The sequence below is a fragment of the Deminuibacter soli genome, from assembly GCF_003412455.1.
Classification (GTDB): Bacteria; Bacteroidota; Bacteroidia; order Chitinophagales; family Chitinophagaceae; genus Deminuibacter; species Deminuibacter soli.
Map to the genome: position 1 here is coordinate 200,049 of NZ_QTJU01000006.1, position 26,778 is coordinate 226,826.

The 26,778-nt window shown below is 46.8% G+C and carries 20 protein-coding genes and 1 tRNA gene; 9 read left to right on the top strand and 12 right to left on the bottom strand.

Annotation, left to right across the window (positions count from 1 at the left end; genetic code table 11):
• The first annotated feature begins 18 nt into the window (after positions 1-18).
• Positions 19-1,668 carry a RagB/SusD family nutrient uptake outer membrane protein gene (locus DXN05_RS16700; protein ID WP_116848413.1) on the top strand — a complete coding sequence of 550 codons (1,650 nt, stop codon included), beginning with the start codon at positions 19-21 and terminating at the stop codon, positions 1,666-1,668.
• A gap of 78 nt (positions 1,669-1,746) precedes the next feature.
• Positions 1,747-3,591, top strand: a complete 1,845-nt coding sequence (locus tag DXN05_RS16705; RefSeq protein ID WP_116848414.1) for an outer membrane protein assembly factor BamB family protein — start codon at positions 1,747-1,749, stop codon at positions 3,589-3,591.
• A gap of 257 nt (positions 3,592-3,848) precedes the next feature.
• Here DXN05_RS16705 and DXN05_RS16710 read toward each other — a convergent pair whose 3' ends face one another.
• On the bottom strand, positions 3,849-5,081 hold the full coding sequence (locus DXN05_RS16710) for a nucleoside recognition domain-containing protein (protein ID WP_116848415.1): 1,233 nt from the start codon (positions 5,079-5,081) through the stop codon (positions 3,849-3,851).
• A 245-nt stretch (positions 5,082-5,326) separates the two neighbouring features.
• On the opposite strand from DXN05_RS16710, the gene ychF reads away from it, so the two are divergent.
• Positions 5,327-6,430 carry a redox-regulated ATPase YchF gene (gene ychF / locus DXN05_RS16715; RefSeq protein WP_116848416.1) on the top strand — a complete coding sequence of 368 codons (1,104 nt, stop codon included), beginning with the start codon at positions 5,327-5,329 and terminating at the stop codon, positions 6,428-6,430.
• Between the two features lie 65 nt (positions 6,431-6,495).
• Here ychF and DXN05_RS16720 read toward each other — a convergent pair whose 3' ends face one another.
• Both DXN05_RS16720 and DXN05_RS16725 read right to left on the bottom strand, forming a co-directional pair.
• Positions 6,496-7,035, bottom strand: coding sequence for a UpxY family transcription antiterminator (locus tag DXN05_RS16720; RefSeq protein ID WP_116848417.1), 540 nt, complete (start codon positions 7,033-7,035; stop codon positions 6,496-6,498).
• 119 nt (positions 7,036-7,154) lie between these two features.
• Positions 7,155-9,284, bottom strand: a complete 2,130-nt coding sequence (locus DXN05_RS16725) for a carboxy terminal-processing peptidase (protein ID WP_116848418.1) — start codon at positions 9,282-9,284, stop codon at positions 7,155-7,157.
• A 210-nt stretch (positions 9,285-9,494) separates the two neighbouring features.
• Between DXN05_RS16725 and DXN05_RS16730 the strand changes: the two genes are divergently transcribed.
• The 3 genes from DXN05_RS16730 (at position 9,495) to DXN05_RS16740 (ending at position 13,037) form a co-directional block, all read left to right on the top strand.
• Positions 9,495-9,568 (top strand) — tRNA-His (locus DXN05_RS16730).
• 70 nt (positions 9,569-9,638) lie between these two features.
• Complete coding sequence (locus tag DXN05_RS16735; protein WP_116848419.1) at positions 9,639-10,199, top strand: DUF445 domain-containing protein; 561 nt, start codon at positions 9,639-9,641, stop codon at positions 10,197-10,199.
• A 156-nt stretch (positions 10,200-10,355) separates the two neighbouring features.
• Positions 10,356-13,037 (top strand): outer membrane beta-barrel family protein, encoded by a 2,682-nt coding sequence (locus DXN05_RS16740; protein WP_245975233.1) that lies wholly within the window; start codon positions 10,356-10,358, stop codon positions 13,035-13,037.
• Between the two features lie 162 nt (positions 13,038-13,199).
• Here the strand turns inward: DXN05_RS16740 and DXN05_RS16745 are convergent, their stop codons facing one another.
• The 5 genes from DXN05_RS16745 to DXN05_RS16765 all read right to left on the bottom strand — a co-directional run bounded on the left by DXN05_RS16745 (position 13,200) and on the right by DXN05_RS16765 (position 17,453).
• Positions 13,200-13,952 carry a hypothetical protein gene (locus tag DXN05_RS16745; protein ID WP_116848420.1) on the bottom strand — a complete coding sequence of 251 codons (753 nt, stop codon included), beginning with the start codon at positions 13,950-13,952 and terminating at the stop codon, positions 13,200-13,202.
• A 16-nt stretch (positions 13,953-13,968) separates the two neighbouring features.
• Entirely contained in the window at positions 13,969-14,340 is a 372-nt protein-coding gene (gene folB / locus DXN05_RS16750) for a dihydroneopterin aldolase (RefSeq protein WP_116848421.1), read from the bottom strand.
• A gap of 238 nt (positions 14,341-14,578) precedes the next feature.
• Positions 14,579-15,535 (bottom strand): thioredoxin-disulfide reductase, encoded by a 957-nt coding sequence (gene trxB, locus DXN05_RS16755; protein ID WP_116848422.1) that lies wholly within the window; start codon positions 15,533-15,535, stop codon positions 14,579-14,581.
• 83 nt (positions 15,536-15,618) lie between these two features.
• Positions 15,619-16,497 carry a DUF4249 domain-containing protein gene (locus DXN05_RS16760; RefSeq protein WP_116848522.1) on the bottom strand — a complete coding sequence of 293 codons (879 nt, stop codon included), beginning with the start codon at positions 16,495-16,497 and terminating at the stop codon, positions 15,619-15,621.
• Between the two features lie 98 nt (positions 16,498-16,595).
• On the bottom strand, positions 16,596-17,453 hold the full coding sequence (locus DXN05_RS16765) for a sigma-70 family RNA polymerase sigma factor (RefSeq protein ID WP_076380665.1): 858 nt from the start codon (positions 17,451-17,453) through the stop codon (positions 16,596-16,598).
• 254 nt (positions 17,454-17,707) lie between these two features.
• On the opposite strand from DXN05_RS16765, the gene DXN05_RS16770 reads away from it, so the two are divergent.
• Both DXN05_RS16770 and pgi read left to right on the top strand, forming a co-directional pair.
• Positions 17,708-18,724, top strand: a complete 1,017-nt coding sequence (locus DXN05_RS16770; RefSeq protein ID WP_116848423.1) for a threonine aldolase family protein — start codon at positions 17,708-17,710, stop codon at positions 18,722-18,724.
• Positions 18,725-18,939: 215 nt separating this feature from the next.
• A complete protein-coding gene (gene pgi, locus DXN05_RS16775) occupies positions 18,940-20,592 on the top strand; it encodes a glucose-6-phosphate isomerase (protein ID WP_116848424.1) in 1,653 nt (550 codons plus the stop codon).
• Between the two features lie 110 nt (positions 20,593-20,702).
• Here the strand turns inward: pgi and DXN05_RS16780 are convergent, their stop codons facing one another.
• The 4 genes from DXN05_RS16780 to DXN05_RS16795 all read right to left on the bottom strand — a co-directional run bounded on the left by DXN05_RS16780 (position 20,703) and on the right by DXN05_RS16795 (position 24,903).
• Complete coding sequence (locus DXN05_RS16780) at positions 20,703-21,596, bottom strand: alpha/beta hydrolase (RefSeq protein ID WP_211330084.1); 894 nt, start codon at positions 21,594-21,596, stop codon at positions 20,703-20,705.
• Between the two features lie 89 nt (positions 21,597-21,685).
• A complete protein-coding gene (locus DXN05_RS16785; RefSeq protein WP_245975234.1) occupies positions 21,686-22,087 on the bottom strand; it encodes a DUF3276 family protein in 402 nt (133 codons plus the stop codon).
• 130 nt (positions 22,088-22,217) lie between these two features.
• Complete coding sequence (locus tag DXN05_RS16790; RefSeq protein ID WP_116848427.1) at positions 22,218-24,038, bottom strand: ABC transporter ATP-binding protein; 1,821 nt, start codon at positions 24,036-24,038, stop codon at positions 22,218-22,220.
• Between the two features lie 22 nt (positions 24,039-24,060).
• Positions 24,061-24,903, bottom strand: coding sequence for a hypothetical protein (locus tag DXN05_RS16795; RefSeq protein WP_116848428.1), 843 nt, complete (start codon positions 24,901-24,903; stop codon positions 24,061-24,063).
• Positions 24,904-25,462: 559 nt separating this feature from the next.
• On the opposite strand from DXN05_RS16795, the gene DXN05_RS16800 reads away from it, so the two are divergent.
• Positions 25,463-26,773: an NCS2 family permease gene (locus tag DXN05_RS16800; protein WP_116848429.1), complete on the top strand. Its 1,311-nt coding sequence runs from the start codon at positions 25,463-25,465 to the stop codon at positions 26,771-26,773.
• The last annotated feature ends 5 nt before the right edge of the window (positions 26,774-26,778 follow it).

Below are 26,778 nucleotides of genomic sequence, written 5' to 3' on the forward strand. Positions count from 1 at the left end.
GAAGCTAATTTTTCAAATATGAAATCAAAAAAAGCTTTATTGCCGATGTTGCTGCTCATATGCACTTCAATGGCATGTAAAAAATACGTCGACGTAACCAACCCGGATACTTTTATAGATCCGTATTACTGGAAAGATGAAAACAGCGTAAAAGCCTACAGCTGGGAATTTTACAACCTGTTCACCGGCTATGGCAACGGCAGTTCTGCCAGCGGCGATTTCTACTTTCCCTCTTTAACCGACGACCAGGCTGCTGCTACTTTTACGCAGTACCCGCAAACCACGGCAAGCACCAACGGAAGCTGGTTCTTTGGTTACATACGCAAAGCCAATATACTGCTGGAGCGTGTAGACCTGGCAAGTATGAGTGATGAAGCCAAAAACAACTGGAAAGGTATCGCACACTTCTTCAGGGCTTACCAGTATTTTCAGCTGGTACAAACCTTCGGAGATGTACCCTGGTTCAGCCATTCAATGGACATCAGCGATTCTGCCAATATTTATAAACCACGTGACCCGCGTGCCCTGGTAATGGATAGTGTAAAAGCCGATCTTGACTTTGCCATTGCCAACCTGCGCGCCAATGCCGGTGATAATACAGTAAACAGGGACGTGGCTCTCGCCCTGCAGTCAAGGGTGTGTTTATATGAAGGTACTTACCGCAAATACCACATTGAGTTGAAACTGCCCAATGCCGATGATTACCTCAAAGCATCGCAGGATGCCAGCAGCAAACTGATGGCTTCAACTTATGCGCTTTCGCCCGATTACCAGGCCAATTACAACTCTGTAAACCTGGGTACCAACAAAGAGATGATCCTGTATAAAAGATATGAACCCGCTTATTTAACCCATTCACTGATTGCTTATAACTACAGCAGTACTGCTATGAATGGCTTGTCTAAAGCAGCGGTTGAATCATACCTGTGTTCAGATGGTTTACCCATCAGCAGCTCTCCCCTGTACAAAGGCGACAATACCATTGCTGATTTAACCACCAACCGCGACAGGCGTTTGAAAGTAACCATCGATACCGCTGCACTTTGCTACACCGGTAACCCGCTGGGTTCCTTCAGCTCAAGCACCGGTTACAGACCCACCAAGTTTTTGCCTGCAACCATTGATCTTACGCAGGTACAGATTGGTACAAACGTAACAGACGCTCCCCTGTTCTGGCTTTCTGAAATATACCTGAACTATGCAGAAGCAAGCGCAGAGCTGGCAGATGATGGTAAATACAATATCGTACAGTCTGATATTGACAACACCATCAACAAACTGCGCGCCCGTGCTAAAGTGGCCCCGCTTTTACTGAGCAATGTGCCCAACGATCCCAAAAGAGATCCTTCTGTAAGTGCATTACTTTGGGAAGTACGCCGCGAAAGAAGAGTGGAACTGATGATGGACGGTTTCCGCCTGCAAGACCTGTACCGCTGGAAAAAAGGCGATTACATGGACAGTAACAAGAACCCCGATTCATTCCTCGGTGCACACGTACCTGCAAACGGAAAAGTAACATTGAATGCTGACGGTTACATCATGCCGTACAAGGCTACCTTGCAGAGAGTGTTTGTAGATCCCAAAAACTACTTATCAGCAATCCCAACCAGCCAGATATTGTTATACCCTGCTGCCATACAAGCCAGCATGCAAAACCCGGGCTGGTAAGCAATTCCCTTTCCTTTTTGTCAACCGGAAGCCATCGTGCTTCCGGTTGTATTTTAGCCATAGCATAATAACCATTCCATGATAAAAACATCCATGCTTACCGCGTTGCTGCTGCTGTTACTGCTGCAAACACGCGCACAGCAGTTCCGCTTCGCTTTTGTATCTGACACACATATCGGCAGCAACAATGCCGATGAAGACCTCCGCAGAACCGTTCGCGACATCAATGCCAATCCTGCCTTGCAGTTTGTAGTACTCACAGGAGACATCACCGATTTTGGCGCAGACAGGGAATTTACACTCGCCAAAACCATACTCGACAGCCTAAACAAACCCTGGTACATTATACCCGGCAACCACGATGCCAACTGGAGCGAAAGCGGTGCCAACAGTTTCAAAACCATTTTTGGCAATGAATGCTTCGCCTTTACACACGGCAACTTTTTATTCGTAGGCACCAGCTCTGGTCCAAACATGCGCATGGGGCCCGGGCAAGTGCCGCGTGAGCACATCGTGTTCCTCGATTCTGTGCTCAACAGCAAAAAAAATGCAGGCAAGCGTTTGATATACCTTAACCATTACCCGCAGGATAGCGCACAAAACAACTGGTACGAAGCCATTGACCGTATTAAAAAAGCCGATATTGAACTCGTATTGTGTGGCCATGGCCACTCTAACCATGCCTACTCTTTTGAAGGCATACCCGGTGTAATGGGCCGCTCTAACCTGCGCGCGAAAGATAGCCTGGGCGGTTACAACATTGTTACCTTCAGCAACGACAGCGCATGGTTCAATATTAAAAAGCCAGGCTTGCCCGAAGGCCCTGTGTGGACACGCACTGCCTTGTTCAATCACCATTACGAAAAAGACACTACACAATATTACCGCCCCTCGTTCTCCGTAAACACACAATACCCTTCCATTAAACAGGTATGGCAATACAAGGCATCGAGCGATATTGGTGCAGGCACTGCTATAATGGGTGATAATGTAATCAGTACTAATACAGGTGGTGAAATTTTCGCATTGAATGTAAAATCAGGCCGTGTGCAATGGCGTTTTAAAACAAGCGGAAAAATTTACTCCACCCCTGCTGTGGCAGGCAACAGTGTTGTGGTAGGCTCAAGCGATCATTTTATTTACTGCCTCGACAACAAAGGCAAACTGCGCTGGAAAGTGCAAACAGAAAAGCCTGTAGTGGCTTCTCCAATTATCGGTAACAACATCGTTTACATTGGCGCTTCTGATGGCCATTTCAGGGCAATAGACCTGCAGAGTGGCAAACCAGTGTGGGACTTTGGCGATGTAAGCGGCTTTGTGGTCAGCAAGCCGTTGCTGTACCAGGGCAATGTATATTTCGGCTGCTGGAACAATGATTTTTATGCGCTTGACCAGGCCACCGGCAAACTGGTTTGGAAATGGAGCAATGGTACCACCAACCGCATGTATTCACCTGCAGTGTGCACACCTGTAGGCACAGGCGGCAATGTATTTATCGTAGCGCCCGACCGCTATATGACATCTTTCAACGCAGCCACCGGTGCTGTTAACTGGCGTGTGCAGCCACCCAAGCAACGCGTACGCGAATCAATGGGGCTTTCGGCAGACAGCAGTATGATTCATGTAAAAACCATGGAAGGAGAAGTATACGGCGTAGCAGCCAGTGCGCAGCAAATGAATTTTATATGGCAGGCCAATGTGCAGCTGGGATACGAATTGTGCCCATCTACCTTAGTTGAACAAAACCATATACTGTTTGTACCTACACACTCCGGTATGGTATGTGCCATCGATAAACAAAGCGGCAATGTACTGTGGCAGCACAAAATTTCCAACTGCCTCGTCAACAGCATTATGCCGGTAAATGAACACAACATTATTGTAAGCACTATGGACGGACAGCTCACCTCCCTCTCGTTCTAAGCACTGCTTTCATAATTAAAAAGGGCGCAAAGAATAACATCTTTGCGCCCTTCATGTTTAAAAAATTTTCGCTGCAATCACTTACAAAAAAATTAACCATTCACTATTCAATATCGTTTAGTTAACGGCTCCTTTGTGAATTTTGTGGGTTTTCCCTTTGTGTTCTTTGTCCATAGGACTCCTTCGGAGCGGTAAAAATATAAATCACGCTTAACTAAACGACATTGATTCACTATTCACCGGCTCTTTATCCCTCACTAATAAAAAAAGATATAACCAATAAATATCGCAATCACCGCACCTATAAATTCTGTTAATAAACCTGCACTAATGGCATACCGCGGGTTTTTAATGCCTACACGGCCAAAGTACAGGGCAATGATATAAAAAGTACTGTCTGCCGTGCCATGAAAAATGCAGGCAATCTTACCTGCAAAACTATCTGGTCCGTAGGCCTTCATTACATCCAGCATCAGCCCTCTTGCGCCGCCGCCGCTGAAGGGTTTCATCAGCGCAACAGGCAGGGCCGGCGTAAATTCTGTATTAATACCGGTTAAATGAATAAGCCAGGTAATACCCTGCACCATAAAATCAAGCGCACCACTGTAGCGGAATACACTAATGGCTACCAGCATACCGGTGAGGTAAGGTATAATCTGCAATACCACCCCAAATCCTTCTTTGGCGCCTTCAATAAACGTATCGAATATGGCAACCTTTTTAAAAACGCCTGCCAGTATAATGCCCACGATAATCACCATCAGCGTAAGGTTGCCAAATACCTTGCTGAAGTTTTCTTTCTGTTCGGGTGTCATCATACCCACACCCGCCATCATTAAGCCAACAATGCCAACCAGGGCCAGCAGCCAGAGAACCAGCGTACTATCCCAGCGCAGCTTCTGTTTAAAGCTAAGCACAAATATGCCTGCCAGCGTGGTACACACAGTACCCAATACACAGGGAATAAACACACTCGACGCCTGCGTGGAATGCATGCTTACGCGGTAAGCAATTATAGATAAAGGAATCAATGTTAACCCGCTGGCATGCAGCACCAGGAACATGATCTGTGAATTGCTGGCCTTGTTTTTATCCGGGTTCATTTCCTGCAGGCTTTCCATGGCTTTGAGGCCAAAAGGGGTGGCTGCATTATCAAGGCCCAGCATATTCGCGCTGAAGTTCATTACCATTTGCCCCATGGCCGGGTGGTTATCGGGCACTTCGGGAAACAGGCGTTTCATTAATGGGTTCAGTCTGCGCGCCAGCCAGTTAACACCACCTGCTTTTTCCGCAATGTTCATAATGCCCAGGAAAAACACCATGGTACCTGCCAGCGGCAGCGATACATCCATCACCGCGATTTTGGCAGTATCGAACATTTTTTCTACCAGCACCTGGAAAATAGCATTGTCATGCAGAAAAGCAAATTTGCACAAGGCCACAGCAAAACCGATGACAAAAAATCCAACCCAAACAATATTTAACGCCATACCCGGAATTTAAGCAGTTTGGCGTTCTCAATAGCCCGCAAGTACAGAAAAACGCCGCCAAAAAGCTAAAAATAAATGTTTCTTTCTGCTTTCCGGCGAATCTGTACTTTTGCGGCCGGAAAAAGTTGGAAACAACCGCTTTTTCGCAGCAGGCAATGCAACCATTCTCTGAAGGACTTCTTTGGAGAACCAATGGAAGCATTGAACAATGCAACTATCAATTAGCAACATTTAAATTTTAGATAATGGCTTTACAAGCAGGTATCGTAGGATTGCCCAACGTTGGTAAATCTACCTTATTCAATGCCTTGAGCAATGCAAAGGCACAGGCTGCCAACTTTCCTTTCTGTACCATAGAACCCAACGTGGGTGTTATTACCGTACCCGATGAACGTTTAATTGAGCTGGAAAAGCTGGTTAAACCCAACCGCGTGGTACCTACCACTGTTGAAATTGTAGACATTGCAGGCCTTGTAAAAGGTGCCAGCAAAGGCGAAGGCCTCGGTAACCAGTTCCTCGGCAATATCCGCAGCACCGACGCCATTATTCATGTGCTGCGCTGCTTCGACGACGATAATGTGATTCACGTAGACGGTAAAATTGATCCCGTAAGCGATAAAGAGATCATTGATACCGAACTGCAGCTGAAAGACCTTGAAAGCGTGGAAAAGAAAATAGCACGCAACGAAAAAATGGCACGCACAGGCAGTGATAAAGAAGCCCTGCGCGGACTGGAAATTCTGCAGGCCATGAAAGCACACCTGGAGCAGGGTAAAAATGCCCGTGCTTTTGCTGTAACACCCGAAGACAAAGAGAAACATTTATACGACCTGTTCCTGCTTACCATTAAGCCGGTGATTTATGTATGTAATGTGGATGAAAAATCGGTGGTTACCGGTAACAAACACACACAGGCAGTACAGGAAGCAGTGAAAAATGAAGACGCGGAAATATTGTTTGTAAGCGCTGAAATTGAAAGCGAAATCGCCGTAATGGAAAGCTTTGAAGACCGCCAGATGTTCCTCACCGATCTTGGCCTTACAGAAAGCGGTGTTGCCAGGCTTATCAAATCCACCTACAAACTGCTGCACCTGGCCACTTACTTTACCGCAGGTGTACAGGAAGTACGCGCCTGGACCATCACCAAAGGCATGCTGGCCCCGCAGGCTGCAGGTGTTATCCACAGCGACTTTGAAAAAGGCTTTATCCGTGCAGAGGTGATTAAATATACCGACTTTGTAAAATTCGGCTCAGAAGCTGCCTGCCGCGACAATGGCAAACTGGCCGTACAAGGCAAGGATTACCTGGTAGAAGACGGCGATATCATGCACTTCCGCTTTAACGTATAACAACACGCATATTATAAAAAAAGCCACTCAGTGAGTGGCTTTTTTTATTAGTCTGTATAACTGCGTTATGGTTGTTGTGTGGGCTGTTGCTGCACAGGCGCCAGGTGTTCGGCCTGAAATTCCACTACCATTACCTGCCCCAGGCTCTGCAAACGCACATATACCTTGCGTTTGCCCGATGTGCGCACCACCGTGCCTTCCTGGTCCATAAAAATGCCCTGGTTTACCCTTATGCGGCTGTCTTTCTCAAAGCTTTCAATGCTTTGAATAGTAATCTGCGCATCTTTCTGCATTAGGTACGATTTTATGGAACTGATTTCTTCCTCCCGTATAACAGCAGGTTTGCCCAGGTAAAACACAAAATTCAGCACGCCGTCTGTTTGCAGTACCTGCAGCCGGTCGGCCTCTGCAATGCGTACAAAAACATAAGACTTGAATACAGGATCTTCCACTACCTTCTTGCGGTCACTCCACTGGCGCACCTCTTTTTGCAGGGGACACCAGCTCTCAATCCCTTTTTTAATGAGTGTTGTGTTGATCTTTTTTTCCCAACGGGGTTTTGTATATAGCGCAAACCATTTCTTGTCATTTGCTGCAGTACTCATGTCTCACTTTTATTGTTGGAACAACAATGATAATGAAATTCCAGTGATTTCAAATCAGCTAAAAAAAATTGAGCATTGCTCAAACGTGCAATGCTCAATGTTATGTTTACATACAACTGTTATTTTTTTGCAGACAATGTATGCTCTTTCGCAGCTACATCGCCCAGTATTTTAGCAGTTGCATCAATGTATATATCGGTGCGCAGGTTCTTCAGCCATTGCTGGTAGCGTTCGCCTTTTGCTTTATCAGGGTTGTTGAAGTAACGGTCTTTATCGGCTGCCAGCGCTGTTACGTTCATTTCTTTTTTCAGCTTCAGTGCCGCTTCGCTTTCTTTTACCACAGCGCGCAGTTTTTTCTGCTCATCGCGGTACTGTACCAGGTTCAGGCTGTATTCCTTGTCAACGTTTTTATTCAACCACGCTGTATTCTGGCGTATGGTTTTAAACGAACTGCTGGTATCCACGCGTTTTACAGCTACCTGTTTTACCGCATCCAGGTCAAGCCCGCCTTCCCATGGTGTAAAGGCAGACTGCGGAATCTGGTCCCATTTCAGCGCAGCAGGATTGTCTTTCTCACGCAGTTTCCAGTATTCGTACGAATCGGGCAGCACAACATCGGGTGTAACACCTTTCAGCTGGGTAGAGCCGCCGTTGATGCGGTAGAATTTCTCGAAAGTTAATTTCAGCGCACCGTACTCGGTTCTGCCACTGAACATATCAATGGGCTTACCCAGTGGCAGGCTTTTCTGCACCGTGCCTTTACCAAAGGTAGAAGTGCTGCCCACGATAATACCGCGTTTGTAATCCTGTATGGCGGCAGCGAATATTTCAGAAGCAGATGCACTCAGTTCATTTACCATTACGGCAAACGGACCATCGTAAATCATATTGCTGTCGTTATCGCTTAGTACCTGCGGCAGGCCATCCCTGTCTTTCACCTGCACTACAGGGCCATTCTTCACAAACAGGCCAACCATCTGCACTACTTCGTATAATGAGCCGCCGCCGTTGTTGCGCAGGTCAAGTATAATGCCGTCTACCTTTTCAGCTTTCAGTTTCAGCACTTCCATGGCAATATCGGCTGCGCAATGTGCGCCGTTCTGTTTTTCAAAATCAACATAAAACTCCGGCAGGTATATGTAGCCTATTTTCCTGTTGCCGTTGGCTACAATAGCGCTGCGGGCAAAAGCTTCATCCTGCACAATCTCGTCACGTACCAGCGATACCACTTTTACAGTACCATCTGCTTTTTTCAGCGTTAAACGCACTTCTGTGCCTTTGTTGCCGCGAATCAGTTTCACGGCATCTTCCACACCCAAACCGGTAATATCGGTAAAATCGCCCTGGCCCTGCGCCACTTTGGTGATCACATCATTTACCTGCACCTGGCCGCTTTTCCATGCAGGGCTGCCTGCTACCAGGCTTACCACTTTCACGGTACCGTCTTCTTCACGCAGCTGTGCACCTATTCCGTAGAAACGATTACTCATTTCTTCATCAAAAGCGCGTTTTTCTACAGGAGGAAAATAGTTTGTATGCGGGTCCATATCGCCTGTAATGGTATTTACAAACAGGCTAAACAGGTCTTCTTCTTTGTATCGCGCCTTCATTCGGTTGAAGTTGCGGTCCATCATCTTTAAAACTTTGGCCCTTGCATCTGCTTCCAGCTGATCGTCTTTTTTGTTGTGGATAGAATCCGTTGCCTTGCTTTTTTCGCGTTGATCAAGCTGGTCTGAATAGTTTTCCAGCGTAAGGTATTTCAGGCGCTTTCTCCACTGCTCCCTGCGCGCATTAAGGTCTGCCGGGTAACTCAGCGAATCACCTTCCAGCTGTACAGTTTCGTTATCGGTGAACGTAAAAGGCTGCACCAGCACTGATTTATAAATAGCCATGGCCTCATCTACCCTTTTGGTGTAAATAGCAGCCACTGCGGGAAAAAAGGCAATGGGTGCGCCATGAATTTCATCGTCGATGGTTAATTCATATTTTTTCAGCGAATCAATATCTGAAGCAAGAAACAGGTTTTTATCAGGATCAAGATCACCGAGATACTTCCTGAAAATTTCTTTGGAGAAATTGTCATCGATGGTTTTGGGACTGTAATGCTTTTGCTCGAGGATAATGCCCACTGTAGCCAGCAGCTTCTGCTGTTTGGCCAAAGTGCTTTCATCTCCCCCCCTGCTAAACGCCCAGAATGTTACACCTAACAATGCTATCAGCAATAAGGGAAGAACTTTTCTGCTCATCATGATTCTTAATATTTTTCGGGTCATTGCATCAAAAATAACGTAATTATCATATCGTTAAACAAGCCGCATGCCGTAATTAACAAAGGTTTTCGGCGGGTATGGACAAAGATGTTCAAACATTTTTCAATAAAACTTTACCAGATATTTTGTTCTATTCAATTTTTTTCTATTTTTGCACCCCCTACCGATAATACGGAAGAATGGGACACGGAGGTTGTAGCTCAGTTGGTTAGAGCGTCAGTTTGTGGCACTGAAGGCCGGGGGTTCGAGACCCCTCATCCTCCCTTCACCAAATCATTAAACCTTGTAAGCAAGTAACGTTTACAAGGTTTTTTTATACACTAAAACCGGAATATGAACACCTGGCTGCTCCTCACTCCTTTAATTGCCGCAGTTACAGGATGGATACTCAACAGTATTGCCATCCGGTTCATGCTCCGTTCGCTGTTACAACGCCGCCGTCAAATGGCCGAACAGGTTGCCGGCCTGGTAAGTGAAAAGATTTTTTCGTTTGAACAGGTTGAGCAACAGATTACAGATCCTGCTAATATCGAAAAAGTATTGCCTGAAGTGGAAGCGCATATTGATCATTTCTTACGCGTAAAGCTCAGCACTGCAATGCCCATGATCAGTATGTTTATCGGCGATAAGACCATTAACCAGCTGAAAGAGGTATTTATGACCGAACTGCGGTTGCTTTTCCCCTCCCTGCTCAGTAATTACGTGCAAACGTTAAAAAAAGATACAGACATACAACAAATCATCACCAGCCGCATAATGGGGCTCAACGATGTTATGCTGCAATCCAAACTCCGCACACTGCTTGCTCCGCAGCTGCGCATGTTCAGGATTACAGGCGCTGTTACCGGTTTTATCATCGGTGGCATCCAATTACTTGTGTTTGTGATTGCCTAATTTCTACTCCTACATACCGAATAAATAAATGGTTTGGTGCAAACCTTGCAGTCCTTTGTATAGGTAATGTACCACACATCAGGTATGTGTATGGCCTGCGGCCACTATATTATCGTTTATAAGCAAGCAATAAAAAGAGGAATACAAAACAAAGCCATGATTAAATCGCTCTCGATCTGGATGATGTTCACCCTGTGTGTTGTCACCACCCTTTACGCCCAGATGCCAGGCGGCGGTGCAGGCCGGCCTCGCGGTGGCGGCGGCAACTTCAATGTGGGTCATCTGTACGGCAAAATTGTTGACAGCAAAACCAACAAAGGTATTGATGCTGTTTCTGTGCAGGTTATTGGTACCAAGTTCGATACCGTAACAAAAAAACCAAAAGATGCCATTCTCGGCACCGTTATTACACAAGCCAACGGCGACTTTAGCTTCGACAACCTTCCTGTATTCGGTAAAATGCGCCTGCGCGCTACTGCAGTAGGTTATACCGATTATGATGCACCCGTAGGTTTTGATATCAAACGCCCTGATGCCAGCAGCGGACAAAACCCGCAGGACAGGATGCAGCAAATGATGGGCATGGTTGATAAAGACCTTGGCAACATCAAGATAAACACATCAGATGCCAACCTCGGCAACGTTACCGTTACGGCAACTGCCAAACAGTTTTTTGAAATGGGTGTTGACCGCAAGGTATTCAACGTTGATAAAAACCTCGTAAGCTCTGGCCAAACCGCTACAGAAGTAATGAAACAGATCCCTTCTGTAAACGTTGACATTGATGGTAACGTTACCCTTCGCAACGCATCGCCCACGCTGTTTGTAGACGGCAGGCCCACTACGCTTACCATGGACCAGATACCTGCAGACATTATTGACCGTGTGGAGCTCATCACCAACCCATCTGCCAAATTCGATGCATCCAGCGGCGGCGGTGGTATTCTGAACATTGTGCTGAAGAAAAACCTGAAGAAAGGTTACAACGGCGGCATAAGAGCAGGTATTGACGCACGCGGCAAATACAACGCAGGGGCAGATCTTAACTACCGCCAGGGTAAATTCAACATCTTCCTGAATGGTAACTATAACCAGCGCAAATCTAAATTCACCAGCACTACAGACAGGCAAAACCTTACCACACCACCAAGCACTGTACACCAGGAGCTGAGCAATGGCGTAAACAATGGCGAGTTTGCATTTTTACGTGGCGGGTTTGACTTCTTTGCCGATAACCGCAATACTTTTACCGTAGCAGGCAGTTATGTGCATGGCAGCTTTAAAAACACGCAGCCCTCTATTGTCGATTCAACCATTGACAATACCTTCGCCTCTACCAGCAACCTCAACTCACTGAGCAAATTCCAGTTCAGAAACGTTGGCGGACAGCTGAGCTACAAACACAACTTCTCTAAAAACGGGCACGATCTTACTGCCGATGTTAACTATAACAAAAGCACCAACGACAACAACAGCTCGGTAGCTACTTCTATCTTTAACCAGGATGGCAGCAGCAAATTCCCTTCTCGCACACAGGCAACACAGGGTGATGGTCACAACAGCAACCTCACCATTCAAACCGACTACGAGAACCCACTTACCGACAACTCAAAACTGGAGGGAGGGTTACGTGCATCAATCCGTAATTCAACCAGTAATTCATACCAGTTTTATGATGATACGCTGAACACGTTGTTTTCAAACAGGTATAAGTATACCGATGCAGTGTATGCTGCCTATGGCACCTACAGCTTTAAAGCCAACCGCTTTAATTTCCAGCTGGGTATGCGTGCAGAAAGCTCCAACTACCACGGTACATTGATCGATGGCGCAAGTCATGGCCGGGATACAGCTTTTAAAGTTACCTATCCCATTGCCCTGTTTCCGAGCACCTTTATCACGTATAAATTGAATGATAAAGAAGATATCCAGTTAAACTATTCACGTAAAGTAAACCGGCCCAACTTCTTCCAGCTACTGCCTTCGTTAAACGTAAGCGATCCGCAGAACCCCAGTATCGGTAACCCTGGTCTTAAACCCGAGTTTACCAATGCCTTCGAATTGTCTTACAACATCAACTACGCACATGGCGGCAACTTCCTGGCAACAGCCTTTATGCGCCATTCAAGCGATCTCATCACCAGCTATCTTTACCTGGGGCCCAACCCGGTAAACCCTGCAGGTGACAGCGTTACCTACAGCAGTTACATCAATGCCAACAGCAGCAACACATACGGCCTTGAATTAACCAACAAGCTTACCCTGCTCAAATTCTGGGATCTTACATTGAACGTAAACCTGTTCAATTCCAAAATAAACACTGCCAACATTAAAGGCGCAGGTGAAAGCAATGAACGTTTCAGCTGGTTTGGTAAAATGAACAACACCTTCAAACTGCCACATGGCTTCTCTATCCAGTTCAGCGGCGACTACCAGGCTAAAACCGTATTACCTGCCAGCAGCGGCGGTGGCGGCAATGGCGGTGGTGGCGGCGGCGGTGGCCGTGGCGGCGGATTTGGCGGCGGCAACCTCGGCGCAGCGCAGGGTTATATTAAACCACACTATGGTTTTGATGCAGCCATTAAAAAAGACTGGACCTGGAAAGGTGGTAACAGTGCTTCTGTTTCACTCAGCATGAACGATATCTTCCGCACACAGGTGTATAACACTTATGCGCAAAGCGACTTCCTGATCCAGAACCAGTACCGCAGAAGAGACCCGCAGTTACTGCGCCTCAACTTCAGCTACCGTTTCGGTAAATTCGACGCCAGTCTCTTTAAACGCAAAAGCAACAAAGGTGGCGACAGCGGCTTGGATATGATGGGCAGCGGCGGCTAGTGCGAACATCGAGACAGTGAATAGTGAATAGTCAATAATGAAAAAGGCTCCGTTACCGGAGCCTTTTTCATTATGTTATGTTGAACCCGAAAAATTCACTACTCACTACTCACTACTCACTATTGACTATTCACTTGCCTTTTTTCACTCACGGGCGCAGTCCTACTGTATTTCCTCCAGCAGCTTCTTGCCTTCTGCTTTCAGCGCCACATCGTCGGGTGTGCGTGTGGGCAGTTTTACCAGCTTGTTCAATACATCCAGGGCTTTGGCCGGTTCACGGTTAGCCTGGTAGGCCTTGGCCAGGTCGAGGTAGTTGGCAGCGAAATAGGGTTCAAGCGTTCTGCATTTTTCAAAATACATAATGGCAGAATCCAGCCCGGCAGGCGGCAGCCCGCCATACAATGCCTTTACGGCGGTTTTCTTGATCCAGGAAAGATTGATCATTTCAAAATGCCATTTGCCTTCCACATAGTTGGCTTTGCCAAAATTGGGATTGGCGGCAATTGATTTATCGGCATATTGCTTAATCTGTTTTACATACGCTACCGTTTTTTTATTTTCGGTTTCTACTTCCGTCATTTTACCGCAGGCAAGTGCCATGGCATAATTGGCGCTGGCACTGTCGGCCGCAAAACCAATTTCCTGCGTAGCCAGTTGCAGTGCGTCGTTGTAGTATTTGGCTTTGGCATTTTTATCGGTTTGCCTGGCGCCGATGGCGCAGCTCAGCTCTGTAGCTTTGGTAAAGGCGAGCATGTTTTTGGGATCTGCTGCAATAACCGATTTGTATTTTTCAAGGGCCTGTTCATCTTTCAGCTGCTTTTCGAGGTTATCTGCTTCTTTCAGCAGCAGGTTTACATCCTGTGCTGCAGCAAACAGCGGCATGGCAGCCAATACAGATACAATAAGTAACTTCATGTATAGATGCTATTGGTTAAACGTTTTCGTTTGCTTCCCTCGCTGCACTGTAACGAATGCCTATTACACCCTCAAAACCAACAATGGGTGGCTGTTGCTTTTTAAGATATAGCTGTACAGTGTGAATAGGTGCAAATGTATTGAACAGAGAATGTGCCATGTTATGCAACACGGTTTCCAGCAGGTCTTCCCGCTGCTCCATTACCTGTTTAATCAACGAATATACACTTACATAGTCAAGTGTATCATCAATAGTGCGGGGCGGAAAATACCCGGGCTGATACACAATGGTCACATCCAATTCAAAACGGTTACCCAACCGTTTCTCTTCTTCATATAAACCATGATAGGCAAAAAACTGCAGTGCAGATAATTCGATGGTAAGCATGTTTGTTAAGCTGTTAGCCGCAAACCCATAGCTGCCGGCTCTTTTATTCAGGAAGAAACATCCCGCACAATCCAAAGGGCATCAGCCGGCAGCTGTGTTACCACAGCCACCCGCTTCCCTTAATCTATTAAAACAGCTGCGAGCTGCAAGCCTGTTTCCTTTACATCGCAGCGATAAGTGCACACATTATGTAATAAACTTCAAACAGTCCCGCTACGATCATCCCGACTATCGGCGCTTACAGCCCGATGCTTCCCAAATAGCGTTCCGCATCCAGCGCAGCCATACAGCCGCTGCCTGCAGCAGTAATTGCCTGGCGGTATATTTTATCCTGCACATCACCTGCAGCAAACACACCTTTTACATTGGTTTGCGCGGTGCCGGGAATGCTTTGTATATAACCCGCTTCATCCAGGGTCAGGTAATCTTTAAAAATATCGCTGTTGGGCTGGTGACCAATGGCCACGAAAAATGCGCTAACCGGCACCGTTGTGTTTTCACCGCTCTGCACATTGCGGATGGTAACGGCTTCTACCTTTTTCTCGCCTACCACTTCCACGGTTTCTGAGTGCCAGTATACTTTAATGTTGGGTGCATTTTTAACCCTGTCCTGCATCACCTTGCTGGCTTTCATGCCATCTTCGCCTTTGCGCACAATCATGTGTACCGCAGTGGCCAGTTTGCTCAGGTATAAAGCTTCTTCACAGGCAGTATCGCCGCCACCTACAATGGCTACTTCCTTACCCCTGAAAAAGAAACCGTCACACACGGCACAGGCGCTAACGCCATAACCGTTCAAGCGTTCTTCACTTTCCAGGCCCAGCCATTTGGCCGATGCGCCGGTAGCAATAATCACCGAATCAGCCTCTACCAGTTTCTCTTCGTCAATCCATACCTTGTGTACGGGACCGCTGAAATCAACCCTGGTAGCCAGTCCGTAACGGATATCTGCACCCATACGTACCGCCTGTTTTTCAAAATCCACCATCATTTCGGGGCCTTGTATGCCTTCGGGGTAACCGGGGTAGTTTTCTACTTCTGTAGTAATGGTCAGCTGCCCGCCGGGTTGAATGCCCTGGTACAATACGGGTTTAAGATTGGCACGGGCCGCATAAATAGCAGCGGTATAACCTGCCGGACCAGAACCTATAATTAAACAATGCACTCTTTCTGTTGCTGTTGTTCCCTTTTCCATGCAATTTTTTTTAGTAACGTAATGACGTGCAAAAATATCGAACCCTTACGCTATTATGTTCACGGGTTTTACACAAACATTTGTTATTTGGGGATAATAAGCGTCTGGTATTGGGAAGTATAGCCGCAAAATGCACCCAACGCGTTATTACTCACGTTGCCCAGCACTTTTATGGGGCTCGAAAAGGGGTTGCCGTTGGTTTGGTAATCGTAATCCCAGGTACGCCAGAAATCGTAAGTAGCTTTATTGATATTGCTCAGTTTCACAGTCACTGTATCGCCGTGCATAAAAACGCCATAATTATCACTGATAATATTGAGCTGCAGTCCGCGGTTATACCCTCTGTCAATCTGCAGGTTGTAAGTAGTACCGTCTGTCAGCTCATCATCAAAAACCGAGGGCAAACCGGCATAAAAACTCTCGCTGTTGGTGCGGGTATAGTAACGTACATAATTACCAAAACCGGCCGGGTCGGTAAAACGGCCCCAGAGCACCACGCTTTCAGAATCTTTGGCATTGGGTGCGGGTTTCCACCACAGTGAATCCAGTGTTTTAGCCAGTGGCGGAACAGTTGTTACGGCAGTATACTGCTGGCTGTCAACCTCAATATGCAGCGTGTACTGCCGCCCGGCGCGGCCATTGAAATAACTGGTTTGCGCGGGCGCATAATACCAGAACACCTGCCCCATCAGCGTGTAATTGTACTCGGTAAGCGGGTAGTTCTGGTTCCCGTCTGAAATAGAAACCCTGGCATTGTGTACGTAAGATTGCTGCAGCTGTGCGGCGGTAATGGTATCGAAATAGCTGAACGAGCGGGTAAGTATTACCTGCGGCGGCATGCCGCTTTCAATAGTGCCATCTACCACCAGCAGCTGCGATTGGTGGTCGGGCACCAGGTGTACTGTTTTTTCACATGCGGTAAATGCAATAAGATAAGCGAGCCAGAAACCCTTTTTCAGCATAAGGCAGGTATTAGCGGGGAAGGTATAAGGGTATAACACAAAAAAATGCCCCCTGTTCGCAGGGGGCACTCAAAGAATCTTGTCAACAGGGATAATAATTATCCCAGGTATGCTTTCAGCGCGTTGCTGTAGCGTGCTTTCTGTAGACGTTTAATGGCTCTTTCTTTAATCTGGCGGATGCGCTCTTTGGTGAGATCGTATTTCTGACCAATTTGCTCAATGGTAACACCATTTTCACCATCCAGACCGAAATAGGCGTTTACAATTTCCGCTTCCCTCGGGCTCAGAGATTTAAGCACACGGCGTATTTCTTCACGCAATGAATCTTTCATTACGTCATCGTCGGTGTCGTCACTGCCTTCGAGTAAATCACCCATTGCTACGTCTTCGGCCTCGTGTACCGGGGCATCAAGCGAAGTATGGCGTGTATTGCTCTGGAAAATGTTGTTGATTTCAGTTTCGCTCATTTCCAGGATTTCGGCCAGCTCTTCTGTTGAAGGCTCGCGTTCGTGTTCCTGTTCAAAAGCCATGTAGGCCTTATTAGCCTTGTTATAGGTGCCAATTTTGTTTTGAGGCAAGCGGACTAATCTGCCCTGCTCTGCCAACGCCTGTAAAATGGACTGGCGAATCCACCATACGGCGTATGAAATGAATTTAAAACCCTTGGTTTCATCGAAACGCTGGGCTGCTTTTATCAAACCGAGGTTACCCTCGTTGATCAGGTCGCTAAGAGAAAGCCCCTGGTGCTGGTACTGCTTAGCAACAGATACCACGAAACGCAGGTTCGCCTGCACCAATTTGTCTAAAGCTCTTTGATCGCCCATCTTGATCCGCTGTGCAAGTGTGGTTTCCTCTTCGGGAGTGATCATCGGAATCTTAGAGATTTCCTGCAGATATTTTTCTACCGCTTGCGAATCACGATTGGTGATCTGTGTGGCAATTTTAAGCTGCCTCATAATGGATTATTCTGTTTTATATATAAACGTTCGCTGACAAGAAATTGTTTCAGGGAGGGTGCAGAACATCGGGTTAAAGTATTCTGAAAATACAGAAATGCCTGCAAATTTACGCATCAATCATGGATAATGCTAGCTTTTAACTAAAAAACTGCATAAAACCAGCATAAATTAAAGTTAAAACGTATGATTTTTTATACACAACTATTTGATTTGCAGTTTTTAAATTGCGTTTACCTTAATAACTTCGCTGCATGATAGACTTCAGATCGGATACCGTTACCCGCCCCACAGCCGCCATGCGCAACGCTATGCACCTGGCACCGCTGGGCGATGATGTGTTTGGGGAAGACCCCACCATTAACGCCCTCGAAGCTAAAACAGCTGCATTATTCGGCATGGAAGCTGCCATTTTTTGTCCCAGCGGCACCATGACCAACCAAATTGCCATTAAGTGCCATACCCAGCCCGGCGACGAAGTTATCTGCGATCAGTTATCGCATATTTACCAGTACGAAGGCGGCGGCATTGCATTTAACTCGGGCGCATCGGTGCGGTTATTACAAGGCAACCGCGGCCGGCTTACCGCTGCACAGGTAAAAGACGGAATTAACAACCCCAACGATATACACAAGCCTGTTACCAGCCTGGTATCGCTCGAAAATACTGCCAACCGCGGCGGCGGCAGCTGTTACGATTTTGAAGAAATTCACCGCATCAAGGCTGTTTGCCAGGAGCATAACCTGCCCCTGCATCTCGATGGCGCCCGCCTGTTTAACGCGCTGGTAGCCAAAAAAGAAACGCCATTGCAGTACGGTCAGGTGTTCGACAGTATTTCGGTTTGCCTCAGCAAGGGCCTTGGCGCCCCGGTAGGCAGTGTACTGCTGGGTAAACACGATTTTATCCGCAAGGCGCGCCGCATCCGCAAGGCATTTGGCGGGGGCATGCGCCAGGCAGGCATGCTGGCTGCTGCAGGCATTTATGCGCTTGACAACCATGTAGAGCGGCTGGAGCAGGATCACCAGCACGCCCAGGCCATCGCAGCCGCCCTTGTTAAAAAAGATTTTATTGGCGAAATGTTGCCAGTTGAAACCAATATTCTCATCTTTGAGGTTAAAGAGCGGTTTACCGCCCCACAGCTGTCGGCAGCGCTGAAACAGCAAAACATACTCGTAACAGCCATCTCACCCGTTCAGATGCGCCTTGTGGTTCACCTGGATATTCAACCCGCTATGGTACAACAGACCATTAACGCAATTGAACATTTATAAAAATACCCAACGTGTTGAAATAGTTTTATTGTAAGATGGTGGGATTGTGAGCGTTCAACAGTTATAACAGTGACATTTGCAGAAACGGTTTACCGGCCCGCTAACAGCACCTGCTGCAACCGGCTTTCAAAACCCGGTGAGCTGCGGTAACAATATAACTTACTGTAAACCGTTTTGATGTTTGTATTTGCAATATAAAAACCATATTCTATTTTATGCTTCCCAGAGTGAATCCTACCAACACGCAAGCCTGGTTGTTATTGAAAAGGCATCATGAAGATGAAATGCAGCGCGCTAAAATAAAGGAACTGTTCGCCCACGATGCTGAACGTTTCAGCAAGTTTTCTTTACAGTTTGAAGATATTCTGTTCGATTATTCGAAGAACATTATCAACGCCAAATCGCTGCAGCTGCTGCTGCAACTGGCAGAAGAATGCAAGCTGAAAGAAGCTATTGAAAGCATGTTTACCGGCGAGTTGATCAACGAAACAGAAGGCCGCTCTGTATTGCATACTGCCCTGCGCAATTTCTCAGGCAAACCCGTGCTTAGTGAGGGTAAAGACGTAATGCCCGATGTTCATGCAGTACAGGCACACATGAAAGCCTTCTCAAACGATGTGCTTAGCGGCAAATGGAAAGGCTATTCAGGCAAAAAAATAAAATACATTGTCAATATCGGTATCGGCGGCAGCGACCTGGGTCCTGTTATGGTTACCGAAGCACTGAAACCTTACTGGAAAGAGGTGCAGCCTTATTTTGTGAGCAATGTAGACGGCACCCACATTGCCGAAACACTCAAAAAGGTAACACCCGAAGAAACCCTGTTCCTCATTGCTTCCAAAACCTTTACCACGCAGGAAACCATGACCAATGCACATACTGCGCGTGACTGGTTTTTGAAAACAGCGAAAGATGAGGCGCATGTTGCTAAACACTTCGTGGCACTGAGCACCAACGAAAAAGAAGTAACCAAATTCGGTATCGATAAAGCCAATATGTTCGGCTTTTGGGATTGGGTTGGCGGCCGCTACTCTTTGTGGAGCGCCATTGGCCTGTCTATCGCATTAACCATAGGCTACGATAATTTTGAACAACTGCTCAAAGGCGGTTATGCTGCCGATGAACATTTCCGCAATACCCCGTTTGATAAAAACATTCCTGCCATCATGGCCCTGGTAGGTTTGTGGTATACCAATTTTTATGGTTCACAAACCGAAGCCATTTTACCGTACGACCAGTACATGCACCGCTTCTCTGCTTATTTTCAGCAGGGCAACATGGAAAGCAACGGTAAAAGCGTTGACCGTAACGGCAATGAAGTACACCATGCCACCGGGCCCGTTATCTGGGGCGAGCCAGGCACTAATGGCCAGCATGCGTTTTACCAGCTTATTCACCAGGGCAAAGTGCTGATCCCCTGCGATTTTATTGCACCGGCCATCAGCCACAACCCTATCGGTGACCACCACAACAAACTGCTCAGCAATTTCTTTGCGCAAACAGAAGCGTTGATGAACGGTAAAACCGAGCAGGAAGTAAGGGATGAGTTTTTACAGGCAGGCAAAAAAGAAGAAACGTTTAAAAAACTCGTTCCTTTCAAGGTATTTACCGGCAACCGCCCCACCAACTCCTTCCTTGTAAAAGAAATTACGCCTTACACACTGGGTAATCTCATTGCTTTTTACGAGCACAAGATTTTTGTACAGGGCGTTATCTGGAACATCTTCAGCTTCGACCAATGGGGTGTTGAATTGGGCAAACAACTGGCCAGCAAAATTCTCCCCGAACTCGAAAACGAAGACACCATCTCCGCCCACGATTCAAGCACCAACGGCCTGATCAATGCGTATAAGAAGATGAGGAAATAATTGTTCGATGGCTTAACGGTTTAATGGCTTGATGGCTAAATTACTATCAAGCCATTTTTCTTTTCAACCATCAAGCAATCAAACCATCAAACAATAAAGCCATCAGGCTGCTACTGCTGCCTGAAGCTCCAGCCTATAAATTCCAGTGCATCGGTAATGCCGGTGCGCCAGTACGTCCAGTTGTGGGCGCCGTTGCGCATGCGAAACTCGTGCGGTACGTGTTTTTTGGTTAAGGCAATATGCAGCTGGCTATTGCCGATGGTGAGAAAATCATCGTCACCGCAATCAATCCAGTAACGCACCTTGCTTAATTCGGCGGTCGATTTTTCGTCCACTATTTTAAGCGGTGAGTTTTTATACCAGGCATCGGTTAAGCGTGCCTTGCCTTTCAAATCGCGGCCGTATAGTTTGCCGAATATAAAATTCCAGTTACTGTCGGGTACATCCAGTGCAGCCTGGTCGTCCCATACGGCGGCACTGAAAGGTGCGGCGGCAGCAAACAATTCCGGGTATTTCAGCGCGTAAACAAGCGTGCCATAACCACCCATCGATAAGCCTGCTACGCCACGGTATTTTTTCTCCGCCTTGATACGGTATGTTTTTTCAATGGAAGGCATAAATTCCTTCACAAAAAAGTCTTCATAGTTCTCCTTGCCGTCATAAGCATTAATGTAAAAACTCGAATCGCCGTTGGGCATTACAATAATCATGGGCGGAATGGTGCCATCTGCAATCGCCTTGTCGGCAAAACGGTTTATTTCGCCAAACTGCAGCCAGCCGGTATGGTCATCGCTGAAACCATGCAGCAGGTAAACAACAGGGAAAGTACGGTCAGATGATTCGTAACCTGGTGGCAGGTAAACCACATACTTAACGGGGCGGTGCAAAATGCTGCTTTGAACAGATTGGGTTTCGATAATTTTACCCTGCGCATATTGTGCGTGCGCCGTTTGCAGCAACAGCACAAAAACCAGCAAGGGAAGCATTCGTTGGATGATTGACATATACAGGATGTTTACGTATGGCACAAAAAAAGCCCTTTGCAAAAACAAAGGGCATATAAATCAATTTAATTGAACCGGCATTGTTATAATTACCATTTATCTACTTCGTCTGTGGCAATGTGGCTGGTAGTGGTGATGGGAGCAGCGGCTGCAACAACTACTTCAGCTGCAGGCTCTGCTAATTCTTCCTGAACGGCAACTTCTGCACCATCTTCAGCAGTTTCAGCGTATTCGTGGTTGTAGGCATCAAAGTCAAAATCGGGCATCAGCTCGGTTTTAACGTAGTCTACCGCTTCGTTCAAAGCCTTGATAAACTTGTTGAAATCTTCTTTGTAGAGGAAAATCTTGTGCCTGTCGTAACCATCATCATTGAAACGTTTTCTGCTTTCTGTAATGGTCAGGTAGTAGTCGTTGCCACGGGTGGCACGTACATCGAAAAAATAAGTCCTTCTTTTTCCAGCCCTGATGCGTTTGCTATAAACGCTTTCCATTTTCTTGTCATTGTTTTCGTACGCCACAGTGAAATAGGTTTTGGTTAAACGATTCCTTTAAAGATTACAAATATATGATTGTTTTCAAATTGCCAAAATTTTGGACCAGAAACTTAAAAACTTACCTGCATCAGGCCGCAGATTGATCATTACTTATCTGTAAACGATATAATTCAGCGTAATATCCATTCAAATCCATCAATTCCTGGTGCGTACCCTGTTCAATAATCTCACCATCGTCAATAATAATCACCTGGTCAAAGTTCAGCACCGTAAAAATGCGGTGGGTAATAATAATCGCTGTTTTTTCATTGAGATAATTATACAGGTTATGGATGATCTCGTGTTCGGTTTTTGCATCCACTGCGCTCAGGCAGTCATCAAACAGCAATATGCGTGCATCTTTAATCAGCGCGCGTGCAATAGATACGCGTTGTTTTTGTCCGCCGCTCAGCGTAACGCCGCGCTCCCCTACCATGGTTTGGTAACCTTCGGGCAGGTTTTTTATTTCCCTGTCAATACTGGCATATTGTGCAGCCAGCTCAACCTGCTGCGGCGGTGCGGGTTTATGCAGGCCAAAGCTGATATTGCTGGCAATGGTATCGCTGAACAAAAACACATCCTGGGGCACATAGCTCACCTGGTCGCGCAGGCTTTTTACCGGGAAGGTGTTAATGTCCCTGCCGCCAACAGCAATACTGCCTTCATCAGCATTGTAAAAACGTAGCAGCAATTGCGCCACGGTAGATTTTCCGCTGCCTGTTTTACCCAGTATCAGCACCTTTTGCCCTTCCTTAACTGTAAGCGAAAAGTTTTTAAGTGCCGTAATACCGGTGTGCGGGTAGGTAAATTTCACCTTGTTAAACACAATATCGCCTTTCAGTTCGCCGGGCTGCACACCGGGCGCATCGGCAATTTCGGGAGTGGTTTGCAAAAACTCATTCACCCTTTTTTGCGAGGCGGCAGCGCGTTGTATCATACTTGCTACCGAGCCAATGGCGCTGACCGGGAAAGTGAGCAGGTTAATATAAATTACAAACTCCACAATCAACCCCACCTGCTGGTGATCGTGCAGGGCCATGCGGCCGCCAATCAGTACCGTAATCAGCGTACTAAGACCTACCATCAGGGTCATACTGGGGAAATACACTGCTTCTACCTTGGCCAGGCTCACTGCATTTTTACGGTATTCTTCGCTGTTGCGGGTAAAAAAGTTCAGCATAGAGCGCTCCTGCACAAATGACTTAATAACGCGAATGCCTGAGTAAGATTCCTGCGAGTTAGAGGTAAGCGCCGAAAGCAGGGCCTGTACCTTTTCGCTTTTCTTATAAATAACCGTGTTAACAATATAAATAGTAATCGCGAGCAACGGCAGCGGTGCCAGTACAATCAGCGAAAGGTTGGCATCTTTCCTGAACATAATAATCACGCAAAGGGTAATCAGCGATAGCAGGTTAATGAGGTACATAATGGCCGGGCCGGTAAACATGCGCACCCTGCTTACATCTTCGGCAATGCGGTTCATTAAGTCGCCGGTAGTATGTGTTTTAAAAAAAGAAGCATGCAACTGCTGGTAGTGCTGGTAAACTTCATTTTTCTGGTCAAATTCAATATGCCGGCTCATTACAATAATGGTTTGCCGCATAAAAAACATCAAAATGCTGCGCAGCACTGCCAGTACCAGGATGGTAACACCGCAGGCTGCCACCAGCTGGCCAAAAGGCAGTGTATCAATACGGCTTACCAGCAAACGCATTACACCATCTTTTACCTGGGTGCTGGCAGCTGTTTTAGCGCCCGGCAAATGCTCTACCACCTTACCCATCACATAACCAAACACCTGGGGCGCCAGCACGGCAAAGTAGTTCGACAATATAATAAACACAATACCGGCCGTAAAACGAACGCGGTATTTCCAGAAATATTTTGAGAGAACAGAGAGTTGCTTCAAACGAACACGGTTTTGCGCAAAGTTAGCGCAACTCGTTCAATCGACGTTCAGTGGTACCGGCATTGGCAGCAACACGTGCTTCTTTCGCCGGTGCGGTATTGCGGTTATCAGCGGTTACAGGGTAATATTTATTCAGTCTTTTTTCCGAAAAGCCGTTACGGTAGCGCTGCAACTGCACATCCAGCATGGCCAGGCAGCTTTGCCAGGCTTCTGCAGCCACAGGCGCAGTATTGTTCTCGTTCACGGCAAGGTAAATATTGTGTCCCTGTTCGTTTTCGCTGCCCGTTGCTGCCAATTCAATGGTTGCCCGGCGGTACAGGTACACGGGCATAAAACCGGCATGTGTTTTTTTAAGCAGCATATTCAACCGGTTGGTTTGCGAAAAAGCAATGGGAAAGGCGCCGGCAATTTTTTCGGGGTAATATACCGAAAGCATTACTGCCAGTTCGCCGCCCTGCTGGTAGCCCGATACAAACGAACGGCAGTGGTACTGGCGGTTAATGGTGTGAATAAAACCGGCAATACTGTCCAGCGTATGTTGCATGGTGCGGGTACATACCAATCCTTTTGTATCGCTGCCGTTACCGGTAAAATAAGTGTTCCCGTTGCTGCTGTTGCAATTGCCAAAGGGAATTACCAGGTGCACCGGTTGCGCCAGGGCGCTGTAGGCGGCAATAACACCGGCCGGGTTGGCATCAGGATGCATAAATGCAACAAGCACCGGTATAAAACGCTGGTCACCGCCTGCGTTTAGTACAGTATCAATGTAGCGAAAACCTTTGGTACAATGTACAGTGGGCATGCCATTGGCAGCCAGCAGGGTGTTTACCTGCAATAAAACAACCAGGGCTAAAAAAGTTCTCATAAGGAAAAACGGTTATGGATAAATAAGGCTGTAAACACGCAATTAGCCGCAAAATGCATACTTAATGTGCCTGGGGGGACACAGCATTTTGTTCATTGTTTTTCTTGAGAACTGAAGCTGTTCACTTGAAGCGGGTCAACAGCATAAGGGGTTAAAAATCCGGGTCGATACAGGTATGGGGGTACCGTGTGGTCAATTTGCTTTTACAAGGGATCGGGCAGTCAAAAAAAATCAAAAAAAAACTCCCGTCAAGAATGACGCGAGTTGGTTTTAACCCTAAACCCTTAAAAAACAGTTGCAAAATAGTGCGCAAACCGCATAGGGTGCGGGCTAATCAGGTAAACGCTTAATTTTTTCCCATAAGCGTGGCAAAAAAACAGGCAATGTATAAACCAACAGGGGTAAAATGTATTATGCGTTGGCAAACGTAAAATCAATGTAACAACACTAGTTAATTTGAAAATTTGAAAGTGTGCTGATGTGAAAATGGAAACCCATTACAACCTATTTTCAAATTTTCAAATTCGCACATTTTCAAATTGGCTTTCTATCTTGCACTATGCGCTCCTTTTTTAACCTGAAGCAGAACAATACCACCGTAACAACGGAAATTATTGCGGGGATATCTTCTTTCCTGGCAACCTCGTACATTATTGTTACCAACCCTTCTATTCTGCAGCAATGCGGAATGCCGTTTGCCGGGGTGCTTACTGCCACCGTACTGGTTTGTTTTTTCAGCAGCGCCATGATGGGTATTTACGCGCGCAACCCGGTAATTGTGGCACCGGGTATGGGGTTAAACGCCTTTTTCACCTTTTCAGTAGTGCTGGGTTTAAAAGTACCCTGGCAGGTGGCGCTCGGGGCCGTATTCTGGTCGGGCATCGTGTTTTTAATTCTGTCTGCCTTTAATATACGCACCTATATATTACGTGCCATTCCTACCCCGCTGCGTTACGCCATTGCCGCGGGCATCGGGTTATTTATCACACTTATCGGGCTGGTGCAGGCGCAGTTTATTGTACACAGCGAGGGCAAAACCATTATCGGCATGGGGGCCATTACCCCTGCCCTGCTCACCTTCCTGGCTGGGTTGCTGTTTACTGCCATCTGCATCATCCGCAATGTAAAGGGTGCCATTTTGCTGGGCATTGTTTTTACCACGCTGGCAGCCCTGCCCATCGGGCGCATTTGGGGTACACCGGGTGCCACACTTATCAGCTGGCATGGCTTTTTTGCAGCGCCTGATTTTAGCCTGCTGCTGCAGTTGGATCTTGTGCATTCCCTTAGCTGGGCCATGGTGCCTGTTATTTTTGCTTTTATTTTTACTGATATGTTCGATAGCCTTTCAACCCTGGTAGGCTTGTCAGAGGCCGCCGGCCTGCTCGATGAAAAGGGCGAACCCCGTCATGTAAAACGCGCCCTGGTAACAGATGCGGTGGCCACCACCCTGGCGGGACTGGTAGGTTCCAGTCCGGGTACAGCTTATATTGAATCAGCCGTAGGTATCGAAGCTGGCGGGCGCACCGGTTTAACAGCGCTGGTCGCCGCACTACTCTTTTTGCCCTTTTTATTTTTGGCGCCTTTATTATCGGCAGTACCGCCTATTGCCACAGCGCCTGCATTGGTACTGGTGGGTGTATTTATGATGCGGCCTGTTGTTAAAATCAACTGGCTGCAAATGGACGAAGCCATTCCCTGTTTCCTTGCCATGGTATTAATTCCGTTTACCTATTCCATCACACAGGGCATTATCTGGGGCTTTTTGGCATTTACCGCCATCAAGCTGGCGGCGGGTAAAAAAGAGGCCATCAATATCGGCCTGCTTATTATAGATGCATTGGCCATAGTAGCTTTGGCACTTGAAAATTAAAACAC